General features: G+C 60.6%; 13 protein-coding genes and 1 pseudogene. 12 read left to right on the top strand and 2 right to left on the bottom strand.

What is annotated here, in order from left to right; all coding sequences use genetic code 11:
- Window positions 1–2 precede the first annotated feature (2 nt).
- The 12 genes and pseudogenes from N554_RS0120965 to N554_RS0120905 all read left to right on the top strand — a co-directional run bounded on the left by N554_RS0120965 (window position 3) and on the right by N554_RS0120905 (window position 14080).
- Entirely contained in the window at window positions 3–368 is a 366-nt protein-coding gene (locus tag N554_RS0120965; RefSeq protein ID WP_029585264.1) for a hypothetical protein, read from the top strand.
- Window positions 369–411: 43 nt separating this feature from the next.
- A complete protein-coding gene (locus N554_RS0120960) occupies window positions 412–816 on the top strand; it encodes a CopM family metallochaperone (RefSeq protein WP_029585263.1) in 405 nt (134 codons plus the stop codon).
- A gap of 117 nt (window positions 817–933) precedes the next feature.
- Window positions 934–1005 (top strand): annotated as a pseudogene (locus N554_RS42155) (transcriptional regulator); the annotation flags it as partial.
- A 608-nt stretch (window positions 1006–1613) separates the two neighbouring features.
- On the top strand, window positions 1614–2021 hold the full coding sequence (locus N554_RS0120950) for a FixH family protein (protein ID WP_029585261.1): 408 nt from the start codon (window positions 1614–1616) through the stop codon (window positions 2019–2021).
- Entirely contained in the window at window positions 2018–3433 is a 1416-nt protein-coding gene (locus tag N554_RS0120945) for an efflux RND transporter periplasmic adaptor subunit (protein WP_029585260.1), read from the top strand. The genes N554_RS0120950 and N554_RS0120945 overlap by 4 nt, the downstream gene beginning before the upstream one ends.
- Window positions 3430–6624, top strand: a complete 3195-nt coding sequence (locus N554_RS0120940) for an efflux RND transporter permease subunit (protein WP_029585259.1) — start codon at window positions 3430–3432, stop codon at window positions 6622–6624. Before N554_RS0120945 ends, N554_RS0120940 begins: the two co-directional genes overlap by 4 nt.
- Before the next feature lie 145 nt (window positions 6625–6769).
- Complete coding sequence (locus tag N554_RS0120935) at window positions 6770–7327, top strand: sigma-70 family RNA polymerase sigma factor (protein WP_029585258.1); 558 nt, start codon at window positions 6770–6772, stop codon at window positions 7325–7327.
- On the top strand, window positions 7324–7965 hold the full coding sequence (locus tag N554_RS0120930; protein ID WP_029585257.1) for a DUF1109 domain-containing protein: 642 nt from the start codon (window positions 7324–7326) through the stop codon (window positions 7963–7965). The genes N554_RS0120935 and N554_RS0120930 overlap by 4 nt, the downstream gene beginning before the upstream one ends.
- A 470-nt stretch (window positions 7966–8435) precedes the next feature.
- Window positions 8436–8711 carry a hypothetical protein gene (locus N554_RS40160; RefSeq protein ID WP_156042018.1) on the top strand — a complete coding sequence of 92 codons (276 nt, stop codon included), beginning with the start codon at window positions 8436–8438 and terminating at the stop codon, window positions 8709–8711.
- A gap of 510 nt (window positions 8712–9221) precedes the next feature.
- Complete coding sequence (locus N554_RS0120920; RefSeq protein ID WP_245283663.1) at window positions 9222–9653, top strand: cytochrome c family protein; 432 nt, start codon at window positions 9222–9224, stop codon at window positions 9651–9653.
- Between the two features lie 65 nt (window positions 9654–9718).
- Entirely contained in the window at window positions 9719–11788 is a 2070-nt protein-coding gene (locus N554_RS0120915) for a heavy metal translocating P-type ATPase (protein WP_029585255.1), read from the top strand.
- An 894-nt stretch (window positions 11789–12682) separates the two neighbouring features.
- Window positions 12683–14080 carry a cytochrome B6 gene (locus N554_RS0120905; protein ID WP_081851344.1) on the top strand — a complete coding sequence of 466 codons (1398 nt, stop codon included), beginning with the start codon at window positions 12683–12685 and terminating at the stop codon, window positions 14078–14080.
- Between the two features lie 64 nt (window positions 14081–14144).
- Here N554_RS0120905 and N554_RS38550 read toward each other — a convergent pair whose 3' ends face one another.
- Both N554_RS38550 and N554_RS41075 read right to left on the bottom strand, forming a co-directional pair.
- Window positions 14145–14333, bottom strand: coding sequence for a DUF1214 domain-containing protein (locus tag N554_RS38550; protein WP_256378749.1), 189 nt, complete (start codon window positions 14331–14333; stop codon window positions 14145–14147).
- A gap of 105 nt (window positions 14334–14438) precedes the next feature.
- A complete protein-coding gene (locus N554_RS41075) occupies window positions 14439–14789 on the bottom strand; it encodes a hypothetical protein (RefSeq protein WP_197033656.1) in 351 nt (116 codons plus the stop codon).
- Between the last annotated feature and the right edge of the window lie 566 nt (window positions 14790–15355).

Raw genomic sequence — 15355 nt, 5'->3', positions numbered from 1 at the left:
ACTTGAAACTCAAATACCTAGCTCTCGCCGTTTCCCTGCTGGCAGCGCTGCCGGCGCACGCTCACGAAGCGAAAGGCCCCCATGGCGGGCGGCTAGCCGATGCCACGCCCTATCACGCGGAACTGGTAGCGAAGGATAAGGTGATTGAAATCTTTCTCACGGGTGAGAGCGGCAAACCTGTCGATCCGAAGGGCTTCAAGGGCATCGCCATTTTCGGTCTGGGCGGAAAGGCCGAACGCATAACGCTCGTCCCTTCGGAGAGGGGCGCCCTGAGCGGAGCGGCGGCCACTGCTCTTCCGCCGAGTCTCAAAGGCGCGGTTCAGCTCACAGCACCTGACGGCAAAACAGCAACCGCGCGATTTGACTGACTCTCGCGCTAGCCCATCGAAACCACATCTACAGGAGACCGCTATGAAAAATGTAAAGAGCTTTCTGACCATCGCTGCCGTCATCGCCGCCATGGGAACGGCGGCGTTCGCTCAGCAGCATATGCATCAGTCCAAGATGGACACGCAGGCGATGCAACAGACGATGGAAGACATGACGCCCAAGGACAGCGATTCCGCCTCCACCAAGGCCTTCAAAGAGGCGCACGTGAAGATGATGCACGACATGCATCAGGCCTTCACGAGCAATGCCGATGTCGATTTCATGAACGGGATGATCCCGCATCACCAAGGCGCGATCGATATGGCCAAGGTTCAACTGAAGTACGGCAAGGACGCTGAAACCCGCAAGCTGGCCGGGCAAATCATTGCCGATCAGGAGAAGGAAATCGCCCAGATGAAGGCCTGGCTTCGCAAGAACGCGAAATGATCCATCGGCGGGAGCGGGAGGCCTGCGGGTTCGGGTCCATAGCCTTTCGCGACCGCCTCTCCTAGTTCATCGCTTTGAGGAGGTCGTTGCCGATTTAGTGCGGGCAGTCGCTGCCCAAGCGGCGACAAGGCCGATCAGCGCCAGAAAATAGCGGAACTGATGGACGTCATTGGCCGGGCTGACAGGTAATCTCACTGAAATGTGAGTTGGTGAGTTGGGGAGTTGGTTATGATGAATGCTGGCCAGCCAGACTGGCTATCGAGTGCTACCGCGTGGGCTTTCCATCGCTGCCAGTTTGTGAGAGCCTAAGCACGTGACATATGACTTCACCATACGTCGGCTGCTCGCGATCCTGGTGATCGCGGGCCTTGCGTTGGCTCCGCTTTCCCAGCCGGTTATGGCCGGGATGTCTTCCGACATGTCGATGCAGGCGATGGCGGATGAGATGTCGCCATCGGCCACGACCGACGAGATGACACATGATATGCCATGCTGTCCGTCGAAGGCGCCTGCGCCGGTTGATTGCGACAAGTGCGTGCTCATGGCGGCCTGCATGTCCAAATGCTTTACGGGCATATTGGCGAGCGTCCTTCATCCATTTCTTATCGCTTCGGACCATCTTGCTGCCGGGTATAACGACCCTCGGCCTGATGGCCTCGGCCACCCACCTCCCGAGCATCCACCTCGAACTCTGGTCTGAACGGCGTCACGGCGCCGTTTGTTGCCGCGCGACTTGATCGCGCGGGATCGACGCATGCCGCCCTGCGGCAAGACCATCGTTATCGAGGACTCTCAAAATGAAAACGTTCAACTTCTCGCGCGCGCTTTCGGCCGCGCTTGTCGGCATTGCCGTGATCGGTTCAGCCGGCACCGCTCAAGCTGATATCAAAGACTATGAATTCAACCTGGTCGAACCGACCACCGCCGTGGGCAAGGACAAGGTCATCACGGTAAGGCTCGTCAACAAGACGACGGGAAAGCCGGTGCCTGACGCGGTGATTTTCGCCACCCGTCTCGACATGGCGCCCGACGGCATGCCGGAGATGGCCACCAAGATCGCCCGGGAACCCGGTGGAGAGCCCGGCAGCTACCGCTTCAAGGCGACCTTCGGGATGGAAGGAAGGTGGCTGCTCTCGCTCGGCGCCAAGGTGCAGGGCGAGACCGGTACGGTCGAAAGCAAGCTCCTCATCACGGCGCAGAAATGAAACGCGCGATCATCGCCAGTGTCACCGTCGCCGCTGTGATAGCGGCGGCGGGTGGCGGATTCATTGTCCTCCGCGGACACCTGCATACCACGGACGCAGCGAATGTTGCGCTCGTTGCGCCGGCGGCAGCGCAGACCAGCGACGAGCCTGTCTATTATCAGGATCCGGACGGGCGGCCGTTCTACTCGCTGAGCCCCAAAAAGACACCGGATGGACGCGACTACCGGGCCGTGCCAGCCCGTGCGGACTTAAGCTTCGAAGATGAACCCGCCGCTGCTCCGGCACCGACTGTGGCGACGGATCGCAAGATCAAATTCTATCGCAACCCGATGGGACTCCCCGACACCTCGCCAATTCCGAAAAAGGATTCGATGGGGATGGATTACATCCCGGTCTACGAAGGCGAAGATGTCGACGATGGCTCCGTCAAGCTTTCGCCGGGAAAGATCCAGCGCACCGGCGTCAAGTCGGAGCCCGTGGCGCGGCGGATCATCCGCACGGCCATTCGGGCGCCCGGCACCATTCAACTCGACGAGCGTCGCATCTCGGTCATCTCGATGAGATCGGAAAGCTGGGTTCAGAAGATTGCAAACATCACGACGGGCTCCAGGGTCAACAAGGGCCAGCCGCTGATGGAGATCTATAGCCCTTCGATTTCGTCGGCCGCCGCGGAGTACGTCGCCACGATCAATTCCAAGACCACGGCCGGCGTTGGAACTTACGGCCGTGGCTCACGGCAGCGTCTGATGAACCTCGACGTTCCCGACGCGGCGATCGTCGCGATGGAAAAGAACGGCTCCGTTCCGATCGCTATCGAATGGACGGCACCGCGAGACGGCATCGTTCTTGAGCGCAATGCCATCGAGGGAATGCGCGCGCAACCGGGCGACGTGCTGTTTCGGGTCGCGGATATCAACGTCATCTGGGCCGTAATCGATATTGCGGAACGCGACGTTGGTGCCGTCTCGGTCGGTCAGCCCGTCATCGTCCGGGCCCGAAGTTACCCCGGCCGCGAATTCGTCGGCAAAGTCAGCGTGATCTATCCGCAAATCAACCGCGACACGCGGACCACGCGCACCCGGATCGAACTGCCCAATCCGGATTCCGTCCTGCTTCCGGACATGTATGTGGATGCGGAGATCGACACCGGCAGCCCGCAGCCGGTGCTCGCCGTTCCCGAGAGTGCGGTTTTGGATACCGGCAGCCGTCAGGCGGTCTTCGTCGAGAAAGGGCAGGGACGTTTCGAACCGCGTGATGTGAAACTAGGCCATCGCGGCGGCGGCTATGTCGAAATCCGCGAGGGCGTTATCGAAGGCGAGCCGGTCGTGGTGTCGGCGAATTTCCTGATCGACGCCGAGAGCAATTTAAAGGCCGCACTCAAAGGCTTCTCGGACGCGGGCGCCCAGCCATGATCGCCCGTCTCATCGCCTGGTCGGCGCGCAACCTGCTGCTGGTATTCTTCGGCGCCGGCTTTGCGGCCGCGGCCGGGATCTACGCGCTGGCTCACCTGCCGCTCGACGCCATCCCGGATCTCTCCGACACCCAGGTCATCGTCTATACGGAATATCCGGGTCAGGCGCCGCAGGTCATCGAGGATCAGGTCACCTATCCGCTGACCACCGCGATGCTCACGGTGCCGCGATCAAAGGTGGTGCGGGGATTTTCCTTCTTCGGCGTCTCGTTCGTCTACGTCATTTTCGAGGATGGCACCGATATTTATTGGGCCCGCTCGCGGGTGCTGGAATTCCTCAATGGTGCCGCCTCCCGGCTGCCAGCCGGCGTAACCCCGACCATGGGGCCGGACGCCACCGGAGTCGGCTGGGTCTATCAGTATGCCGTGATATCAAAGGAATTGAACCTTTCGGACACGCGCGCCATTCAGGACTGGAACCTGAAATTCGCACTCGCCAAGGCCGAAGGCGTGGCCGAGGTCGCAAGCGTCGGCGGCTTCGTCCGACAGTATAACGTCATCCTCGATCCGCAGCGGATGCGCGATCTCGGCATTACCATGCAGAAGATGCGCGACGCGATCCGCGCCAGCAACGCCGATGTCGGCGGCCGCACCGTCGAACTCTCGGAGTTCGAATATGTCATCCGCGGCAAGGGTTATCTGAAGGGCATCAACGATCTCGGAAATATCGTGCTGAAAGCGAGCAGCGGCACGCCGGTGCTGCTGCGCGACGTCGCGCGCGTCGAACTCGGCCCGGACGAACGGCGCGGGATTACCGAACTGAACGGGGAAGGCGAGGTCGCCAGCGGCATCGTGCTGCAACGTTTCGGCGTCAATGCGCTCGACGTGATCGAGAACGTGAAGAAGCGTTTTAAGGAAATCGCCAGCAGTCTTCCGAAATCGGTGGAGATCGTGCCGGTCTACGACCGCTCGAACCTCATCAATGCCGCTATCGCTACACTCAAGCATACGCTGTTTGAGGAGAGCGTTGTCGTGGCGTTGGTCTGCATCGCCTTCCTGCTGCACCTCCGCAGCGCGCTGGTGGCGATCATCATGCTGCCGGTCGGCGTGCTGATGGCATTCGGCGCCATGAAGATGCTCGGGCTCGGCTCCAACATCATGAGCCTTGGCGGCATCGCCATCGCCATCGGCGCCATGGTCGATGCCGCCATCGTCATGATCGAAAACGCCCACAAACATCTTGAACGGGCAGAGCCCGACCAGCCACGCGTCAAAATCCTGATCGATGCCGCATCCGAGGTCGGGCCGGCATTGTTCTTCAGCCTGCTGATCATCACCGTCTCGTTCATGCCGATCTTCACGCTGGAATCGCAGGAGGGGCGGCTATTCAGCCCGCTCGCGTTCACCAAGACTTTCGCCATGGCGGCCGCGGCACTCCTCTCCGTCACGCTGGTCCCGGCGCTGATGGTGATCTTCGTTCGCGGCCGGATCGTCCCCGAGCATCGCAATCCGATCAACCGTTTCCTGATCTGGGTCTATCGGCCGGTGATCAAGGGCGTGATGCGCGCCAAGAAGCTCGTGATCGTGCTTTCGCTGGCCGTTCTCGCGGTCACGATCTGGCCCGCGCGACAGTTGGGTACCGAGTTCATGCCGAGCCTGAACGAGGGCACGCTGCTCTATATGCCGACGACGTTGCCCGGCATATCCGTCACCAAGGCCGGTGAACTGTTGCAGACACAAGACAAGATCATCCGGTTGTTCCCGGAGGTGGCCTCAGTCTACGGCAAGGCCGGACGCGCGGCGACCGCAACCGATCCGGCGCCGTCGGAGATGTTCGAAACCATCATCAATCTGAAGCCGAAGCAGCAATGGCGTCCCGGTGTGACGGTCGACAGCTTGATTGCGGAGATGGACAAGGCGCTGCAGTTTCCCGGCGTATCCAACGCCTGGACCATGCCGATCAAGGCGCGCATCGACATGCTGTCGACCGGAATCCGGACGCCGCTCGGCGTCAAGGTGATCGGCACTGATCTGGTCGAGATCGACAAGCTCGCCAAGCAGATTGAGCAGGTCCTGAAAACCGTTCCGGGCACGTCGTCGGCCTACGCCGAGCGTGGGATCGGCGGATACTATCTCGACGTGACGCCCGACCGCGCGGCGCTGGCGCGCTATGGCATTATGGTTCAGGACGTCCAGGACGTCATCGCGACCGCGCTTGGCGGCCAGACTGTCACCACCACCGTCGAAGGCCGCCAGCGCTTCAGCGTCAACATGCGCTACCCGCGCGATCTGCGAGAAAGTCCACAGGCCATCGCTAGCGACGTGCTGGTCCCCATGCCGGCCGGCGGCGCCGTGCCGCTGGGAGAGGTCGCCAAGATTGCCTTGGCGCGAGGGCCCACGTCGATCCGAACCGAGAACGGGCAGCTGGCCACCTACATCTACGTCGATATCCGTGAGCGTGATCTCGGCGGCTACGTCACCGATGCGCAACAGGCGGTTCAGGCCAGCATTCAGTTCCCGCCCGGCTACTACGTGATGTGGAGCGGCCAGTACGAATATCTCGAGCGTGCGGCGGCGCGCCTCAAGATCGTCGTGCCGGTGACGTTGCTGATCATCTTCCTGCTGCTGTACCTCAACTTCCGCTCCATCGCCGAAACCTTGATCGTCATGCTGTCGCTGCCGTTCGCCCTGGTCGGCGGGCTCTGGCTGATGTGGTGGCTCGGCTTCAACCTGTCGGTGGCGGTCGCGGTCGGTTTCATCGCGCTCGCCGGCGTCGCCGCCGAGACCGGCGTGGTGATGCTGATCTACCTCAACCACGCGCTGGCGGAGATCAAGGCCAGACGCGACGCCGAGGGCCGTGCGCTGACGCGCAGCGATCTTTACGACGCCATCATGGAAGGCGCGGTCGAGCGGGTGCGACCGAAAATGATGACGGTCGTCGCCATCATGGCGGGGCTGCTGCCGATCATGTGGAGCACCGGCACCGGCTCGGAGATCATGCAGCGCATCGCGGTGCCAATGATCGGCGGCATGCTCTCCTCGACGCTGCTGACGCTGATCGTCATCCCGGCGATCTTCGGCCTGGTCAAAGGCCTGCGGTTACCGCGCGACGATGGTTTCAAGAGCGAACCTCCGCCGCACGTAAACGAGGCTATCAAGCGGCCTCGAACCGTTCCGGAGCCTGTGAAATGAGGTGAAGTATGACCGCAGCGGAGTGAACGCAGCAGTACGCGACTAGAGGGGGAACCAGCTTCGCGAGTTCCGTAATATTTTCGACCCTTGGCACTGTGAGCTGTAACCAAATCGGCCGGACCAGCGAACTAATAGAGATGCAAGCATGACCGCCCACGAAGCCGAACTGAAGGGACTGATGCTTGCCAGCCTGGACGGCGACGCGGCTTCGCACCGCGCTTTGCTCGACCGATTGAGCCGCCATCTCCGTGCCTATTACAAGAGCAAACTCGCAAGAATTGGGAGGGGCGCAGCAGAGGCGGAGGATCTGGTTCAGGAGGCGGTCTTGGCGATCCACCTCAAGCGACATACCTATGATCCCGTCGAGCCCCTGACGCCATGGGTACATGCAATCGCGCGCTACAAGCTGATCGATTTCCTGCGCCGGACTCGCAGATCATCGGCTGATGTACCGATTGACGAGGCCGATACGATCATGGCGCATGACGACAATGTCAGTGCCGAGAGTACATATGACGTCAGGCGGCTCATGGAGCGGTTGCCGAAAAACATGCGATGCGCCATCGAGGCTGTAAAACTCGAAGGACAGAGCATAGCTGAAGCAGCGCAGAGGTGCGGCATCTCCGAGTCGGGAGTAAAAATGAACATTCACCGTGGGCTCAAAGCACTGGCCGCCTTGATTGCCCAGGAGACCAGAACATGAAGACGGACGAACTGGTAGCCGCTCTCAGTGCGCACATCGAACCGGTCAACCGCAGACTTGTCAGTCGGACGGTTTACATTGCCCTCGCGGCCGGAACAGTCGTGGCGCTCGGCATCATGCTTGCCGGACTCGGTGTCCGCGCCGATCTGATGACCGCTCGCGCCTTGATTTTTCTACTGCTGAAGCTCGCATTTACAGTTGGAATCGTTGGCGTGGCATCGGTCTATCTGATGCGGCTGGCGTGCCCAGGAGGGGAGCGGAGAACCTCGTCAATTTCGGCCGTGATGCCGTTCGTGGCGATCGTGCTGCTTGCCGCAATCAGCCTCGGACTCGCGCCCAGATCGCACTGGGACAAGATGGTTATGGGAGACGAATGGCTCGAATGCCTTCTTTCCATCCCCATCATCGCGATCGTGCCTTTCGCCGCCATCATCGCGGCGGTACGAAGAGCGGCCCCGACCAATCTCGTCCGGACCGGCGCTTTCGCCGGGCTCATTTCGGGCGGTGTGAGCGCGATGGCTTATGCGCTGCATTGCACAGACGATTCACTGCCCTTTGTTGCGGTTTGGTACGGCGGCACGATTGTGCTGTGCACCTTAGCAGGTGCAATACTTGGACCGCGATTGTTGCGGTGGTGATGAGGTTGTTCGCCGCCTTCACGTCGGCGTGAAGCTTGTGACCGGCCGACGATTAGTCCCGAACTCATAGTTAGACGCGCACAGGACGCGCTTCCAACTATGATGGAGCCGGACCATGTTCACGAAACACCTTCTCAAGATTTCACTCTTGCTGCCGCTGGTGGCGATATCTGCAACGGCCCACGCGGGCTCGACAATCAAGGGCAAGAGCTATTGGCCGAGCGAGGCCAGGCAGAGCGCACAAAACAGGACCGGTAGTTCGCAAAGCGATTTGAATTTTGCGTTCGCGTACGACCGAGCCGCGTCACCTCTGCAACCCATGACGAATACGAATGACAGGTCAGTATGGCGCTATCACGGCGGTCCGAAATCTCCTTGGTGAATCGCATTTGGAGCGCAGAGGGATGCGGATAAGCATCGACCTCCGCAACCCTTTCACGTTTGTGTCCACCAAAACGGAGTGAGTATTCATGGTCTTAAGTCATCACGACCCAACCACCAACAGCGATGGGCGTCCACCGCGCGGCACTTTGAGAGGTTATTTCGTTCTGTACCGCTTAGCGCTGTATCTTTTTTCGGGAGCAGTTGTTGCTTCAGGTGTCGTTCTGAACTGGAATTGGCTAAGGGCTGCAGGGTTACTTCCCATCGTGGCATTTCTGCCGTGCATGTTGATGATGTTCATGTGCATGGGACACGGAACAGATGATAAAACTGCGTTGCCGAACAAATCAGATCCGCAGCAATAGATATTGCCGCGTCTTGATGTCGGCACCAGCGTGCTACCCGTCACAACCTTTCAAACCGCTCAAGATGTCGAGACTTATCCCAAAGCCGGTCAAGCGAGGTGATGGACGGAATGATGCCTGGGATGATGTTGGCGATGGGGCTCCTCTGGTTGCTGGTCGTCATTGTCTTGATCCTGGCGGCCGCAGCCCTCGTCAAATATCTCCGCTCCGGAGACAAAGCGGGCGGACAATGAGCGGGTTCGTGATAGCCGCGTTTGCGATGAGCGTTTCCTTGTCCCTGCGGCCGCCCAGCATGGCGATGCAACCCGGGGGCAACGGGACTTCCGGGTCTGTTCGCCGTGCCACTCGCTGGAACCCGATCGAAACATGACGGGTCCAAGCCTGGCCAACCTTTGGGGACGGAAGGCCGGCGAACTATCGAGCTTCGATCGTTACTCCGATGCTCTCAAATCGTCGGGAATTATCTGGGACGACCGCGCGCTGGACGGATGGTTGACCAATCCGCAGCGCATGGTGCCGGACAACGACATGCTTTTTGAAGGCATCAAGGATGGCGGCGCGCGAGCGGACCTGCTGGCGTTTCTCAAAGACGCCACCAAACCCGGAGCGCCGCAACAAATGGCGCAACAGGGCGGCATGAAAGGCATGGGTGGCATGGGAGGAATGATGGGAGGAGGCCCGGACCCAAATCTTAAAAAACTCGAACCGGGAATTCAGGTCAAAGCTATCTCCTACTGCCGCGACACCTATCGCGTCACGACTGCCGACGGCAAGACACGAGCCTTTTGGGAGCGCAATCTGCGCTTCAAAACCGACTCCAGCAAGGATGGACCGGAAAAAGGTGCGCCGGCAATCATGCCGGCCGGAATGATGGGCGACAGAGCTTCGGTGATTTTCGCGGCGCCGGAGGAGATCACCAAAATGATCGAACCGCGATGCTGATGCGATCCGACCTCACCGCCGTAGTCCATCGATAAGATAGTCAGACTGGATAAGACGAGGACAACATGGATCACGCCCACGCCCATGAGCATCCGCATCAACAGCCACACCAGGCGCACTATCATTCCGCTGCCGGGATGGCGGGCGCGATGGATGCACATGCCGGACATGGCGATCATGCAGCGATGGTGGCGGATTTTCGTCGCAGGTTTTGGCTATGCCTTGCACTGACGCCGCTTGTCCTATTGCTGTCGCCGATGATCCAGCATGGGCTGGGGCTCGGCGACGCGCTGAGGTTTCGCGGCGATGGTCTCGCGCTTTTCATGCTCTCATCGGTCATCTACGTTTATGGAGGCTGGCCGTTCCTGACCGGCTTTCTTGCTGAGTCCAGGAACCGCGAGCCGGGCATGATGACGCTCGTCGCGGTGGCGATATCGGTCGCCTATTTCTATTCAGCGGCGGTGACTTTCGGCCTTCAGGGCGTGTCTTTTTATTGGGAGCTGGTGACGCTCATCGACGTCATGCTGCTCGGCCATTGGCTCGAGATGCGTTCGGTCATGGGAGCGTCGCGGGCCTTGGAAGAGCTGGTCCGGCTGCTGCCGGACACCGCCCTGAAGCTCGATGCGCAAGGCAATATGCAGGAGGTTCCGGTCAGCTCCTTGCAGCCGGGTGACCGGGTGCTTATCCGGCCAGGCGCCAAGATTCCAGTCGATGGCGTGATCATGGAAGGCGAATCCTCTTTCAACGAGGCCATGCTGACGGGGGAATCCCTTCCCGTCTCGAAGAAGCCCGGAGATGTCGTCATCGGCGGCGCCATAAACGGGGCCGGCGCCGTGACGATCGAAGTCAAGGCCACCGGCGAGAAGACCTACCTTGCGCAGGTCATCGAGATGGTCAAGCAGGCCCAGGCGAACCGTTCGCGCACGCAGGACCTCGCCAATCGCGCGGCGGGCTGGCTGACATACATCGCCCTGATCGCCGGATTCGGTTCGTTGGGCTTTTGGCTGCTCGCCGGCCAAACCTACGAATTCGCCGTCGAGCGCATGGTGACCGTGATGGTGATCGCCTGTCCGCATGCGCTCGGGCTTGCCGTGCCGCTGGTCGTCGCCGTCAGCACCACGCTCAGCGCCCGAAACGGCCTGCTGATCCGCGACCGGGCTGCGTTTGAGAGGGCGCGGAACCTGACCGCGGCGGTGTTCGACAAAACCGGGACCTTGACGGAAGGCCGGTTCGGCGTGAGTGATATCGCCGTGCTGGCGGATGGAGACGAGGCAGAAGAGTTGCGCTTCGCCGCGTCAGCCGAAAGCCAGTCCGAACATCCGATTGCACAAGGCATCGTGGCCGCTGCAAAGCAACGGGGCATCGCTGTTCCTCGTCCAGCCTGCGTCCGCAACATCGCGGGCGAAGGCATCGTCGCCGTCGTGGAGGGCCAGGAGGTCCGCGTCGTCAGCCCCGGATATCTCACAAGGCTGGGCCAGGCCATCAGCGATCCGCGCCTGCGTGCGCTCGAGGCGCAAGGCAAGAGCGTTGTGGTCCTGGTCCGCGCCGGCGAACCGCGGGCACTGTTCGCGCTGGCCGACATCGTGCGGCCGGAATCCAGGGAAGCAATGGCCCGACTCAAGAAGCTTGGAATAAGTCCGATCATGCTGACCGGGGACGCGGAGGGGGTAGCAAAGACTGTTTCCGCCGAACTCGGCATCGGCGAATATATTGCGGAGGTATTGCCCGATCAGAAGGCCGCGAAGATCAAGCAACTGCGTGACCGCGGCTTGCGCGTCGCCATGATCGGCGATGGCGTCAACGACGCGCCCGCACTTGTCGAAGCCGATCTGGGAGTCGCGATCGGCGCAGGCACGGATGTGGCGGTGGAATCCGCCGATGTGGTGCTGGTCCGCAATGATCCGCGAGACGTGGCCGCGATCCTCGGCCTGTCTCGCGCGACTTACGGGAAGATCGTGCAAAACCTGATCTGGGCGACGGCTTACAATGCGGTTGCTATCCCGATGGCGGCCGGTATCACCTTCGGTACCGGCTTCATGATGACGCCAGCCGTTGGCGCAGGCGTCATGTCGGCGAGCACGATTATCGTGGCCCTCAACGCACAGCTGCTTCGGTTCTACCGGAAGAAAGACTGAGCCCGCTCCGAAGATCCGCCTCCGCCGCGCATGGCACTCAGAAGTCAGCCGCAGCGCGTCCCGGAGCCTGCCAGATGAGGTGAGGAGCCCGTAAGGGGCCGGCGGCGAGGGCAGCAAACCCCACGCGCATGAAGGGAATGAAGATTGTAGTGCGCTTCCGCAGCCAATCACGGACCAATCGCAACCGGAGAATTCAATGAAGCAGAGTCCGGGGATGCGCGGAAAAGACGGTCTCACAGCAGCTCAGGTCAGCCTCGCGGACTCATAGCCTATGCACCCGACCTAGGCGAATTTTCTTACATGGAACGCTTGGACAAGGCATCCGTCACGCGCATCGGCGAGATCCACAACAAACTTGGACTCAAGCCGCGTTCGTATATCGGCGACTACAAGCCCTGCTTTCCGATCTGGTGAACGAAATCGCGACCCGCATGCCGGCGCGGCTGCTCGACAGAGACCACTAACACGTCAAGGCTCAGCGGCTTCTTCCGATTTCCGATATGGAGTCAAACTGAGAAGAACTCAGTGCGAGCAAATGTCTTCCGAATTACCCCTGAAAGCAGACATCGCTCAATACAGTTGGCATGTCTCAAAAGTGCCAATGGCTGCCAATCGAACCTAGCGACGGACAGTCATTGCCGCGTTGCCCTCGTTCCTGGGAAAGGTAAGTGTGACTCACGTAAGGTCGAAATCAAACTTGCGAGACACATTACAATTTCGATTTGTCGCGCTTTGGCTATCCGCATAAACTCACCAATCGACATTCTTTTATCGCCGGTGCGAGAAGCGCTGACAATTTGCACACCCGAGCGTCGCTTGGGCGGGCGTTGTGCTGTTTGATCTAGGTGGAGGTACCTAAGGGGGCAAACATCAAAAAACATCAAGGAGAGCACCATGACCGTCGCGAAAATCCGAAAATGTCTGGCCGGACTGGCGGCTGCCACCATTGCGTTCGGCTTCGCCTACGCGCAGCAAGGGCCACGCGGTAAGTCGAGCTATATGCCGGTCGACATCACCGAGCCGTTCTCGGCGATCTTCGCCAGGCTGTCCGCTCAGAAGCCCGAGGTCACGCGCGAGCACATGGCGCTCCTCAACGAGCGGTACGACCTGAGCGATCGGCCAGCGGCCGGCGTCACGATGGATCGCACCAGGCCGGTGCAGGAAGGAGTTCGCGTCAAGCTCCCGGCGGGACAGACGTGGGAGGCTCTCGCAAATATGAGCCCGGAGCAGATTCGCGATCGGAACCTGTTTCCCAAAGGATTCTATCCGCTGCCGCACCCCAAGCATCAGGAAGGCGGCTTCGTGTTTCCGCGCTTCCTTATCGACGAGATCAAACGGCAGGAAGCACGCGACCTCACGCGCTTCGACGTCGAGTACGACATCCCGGATCATTTCCTGCCGGAATTCCCGCCGGCGATGTATCTCAATCAGCGCACCGACCTCGGCGACGTCTCGCAAGGCAAGCTGGTCACCATCAACAATTACTACGAGCTGTTTAACGGCATTATCCCTCCCAAGCAGCTGGAAGGGTTGCGCCTGCTCCTCACTGCGTTCCCGCAGCAACAATTCAATCTGACCGAGGACCGCCGTTCTGAGCTGCCGAGCCGCGGCGCAACGTGTTTCGACTGCCACTCGAACGGCCATACCAACAAGGCCACGCACCTTGCTCCCGACGCCCGTCCCCAGGAATCCCGCCATCGCATCGTTACCCCGACGCTGCGCGGCGTGCAAATCCAGCGGCTGTTCGGCTCGCAGCGCGCGCTCAAGACCATCGAGGATTTCACCCAGTTCGAGCAGGCCGGAGCATATTTCGACGGCGACCACGTGATCGCCGCCAAGAAGGGCATGAACCCGCTCGATCGGCTCACCCAGGTCGACCTGATGGCGGAATTCCAGGAGGAGCTGGGCTTCCCGCCGGCACCGAAACTCGACGTGTTCGGCAGGCTCGATCCGAGCAAGGCCACGCCCGCCGAGCTGCGCGGCCAGGAGATCTTCTTCGGCAAGGGCCGGTGCGACGCCTGCCACACCGCGCCCTATTACACCGACAATCTGATGCACGATCTCAAGACCGAGCGCTTCTTCAAGCCGGAGATGATCAACGGCTTGAATGAAGTCGGCGACGGAGCCATCAAGACCTTCCCGTTGCGCGGTATCAAGAATTCGCCCCCCTACATGCACGACGGGCGCCTGCTGACGCTCGATGATACGGTTGAGTTCTTCAATTTGGTGCTTGGCACGAAACTGACCGGCGAGGAGAAGCACGATCTGGTCGCGTTCCTACGCACCCTCTGACCGTCGCGGCGCTTCAACATGGCGAGCGCGGCTGCCACCAGCGCCGGCGTGAGGCGTTGGATGGTTATACATTCAAGAGCACACAGACGGGAGGAGCGCGTCCCAATGTCCGCTTGTGGTAGGCGCGAATGTAAAGCGAGAACGGCTCACTCGCGGGTAGCCAGTTGCTCTCCCTGTCTACGCCCGGCGATTTGGCGCCGGCGTACAGCGTCAGCGAACCGTCCTGACATTGAACATTCCCTTCGCAGGGAATGTTGGCAGCATCTTGCTGCTTTCTTCGCGCGGGTCGGTGTAGAGGTCGAAGAAGGCAGCGCCGGACAGACCGGGCTTTTCACCCACCCATACGCGCTTTTTAGTGTTACCTGGCGCCTGAGCGCCAGGTTGCCGGTTCGCAGGGAGGATTATTCCACGGACCTCCGGCAAACTGGCCAACGTCTGGAGCCCGGATGCAGTGAACGACGCGGGAGGGATGGATGGCTGCGCCGTTTTTGTCGTACCACGCCGCCCTGGTGCCTGAGCCCCGGGTTGCCGGTTCGCAGGGAGGAATATTCCACGGACCTCCGGCAAACTGGCCAACGTCTGGAGCCCGGATGCAGTGAACGACGCGGGAGGGATGGATGACTGCGCCGTTTTTGTCGTACCACGCCGCCATGGCCGGATTAGCGAACATGGCCGCGGCGATCACTCCTACCGAAACAAGCTTACTCATTTGCTCGTCTCCATATGATATCAGTGGCGAAGAGACTGCGAGCATACAGTATCGACGATGCACATCATTAAGTGTTGATCTATATCAACCTCGTTCCCGAATACGGCGGCTGATGACCGCTCTGGGTCATCAACGGTCCTCGGGCGGCATCCGAGCTAGGTCCGCTCATCCCCGGACAACGGACATGCAGCGACGAGTTCGGCATGTCGGTTTCGTGCCATGTGTGGACGGCTCCGGGTTGGCAAGAGAAATCTTCACGTCGCAGGCTTGGTCGGTGCTGCCATGTGTTCGGCCTGTAGATGCGGTTCACATGACCGCTGGCCATAATGCCCTCCGCGGATCAGGTCCCGGTCAACAACACGCATTCGACGATGCGATGGCACAAGTGGGTTGTCCTGATCGCCGGATCGACCGGCTCTGCATTACGTGCTGTTCGCCCTCCCAACCTTCACCTCACGCCGATTGACCGGCGCGATCTCGTTTACGCCGCCAGCGCGACGGGTTGCTTGTAGCGCTCGCCCTTGGCCATCATGGCCCAGGCCATTCGCGCAATCTTGTTGGCAAGT

The organism is Bradyrhizobium sp. URHD0069, assembly GCF_000701345.1.
In the GTDB taxonomy this organism is placed as follows: domain Bacteria; phylum Pseudomonadota; class Alphaproteobacteria; order Rhizobiales; family Xanthobacteraceae; genus Bradyrhizobium.
Note: the sequence above shows the minus strand (reverse complement) of the source record. Positions and strands in the feature narration are given on the sequence as shown.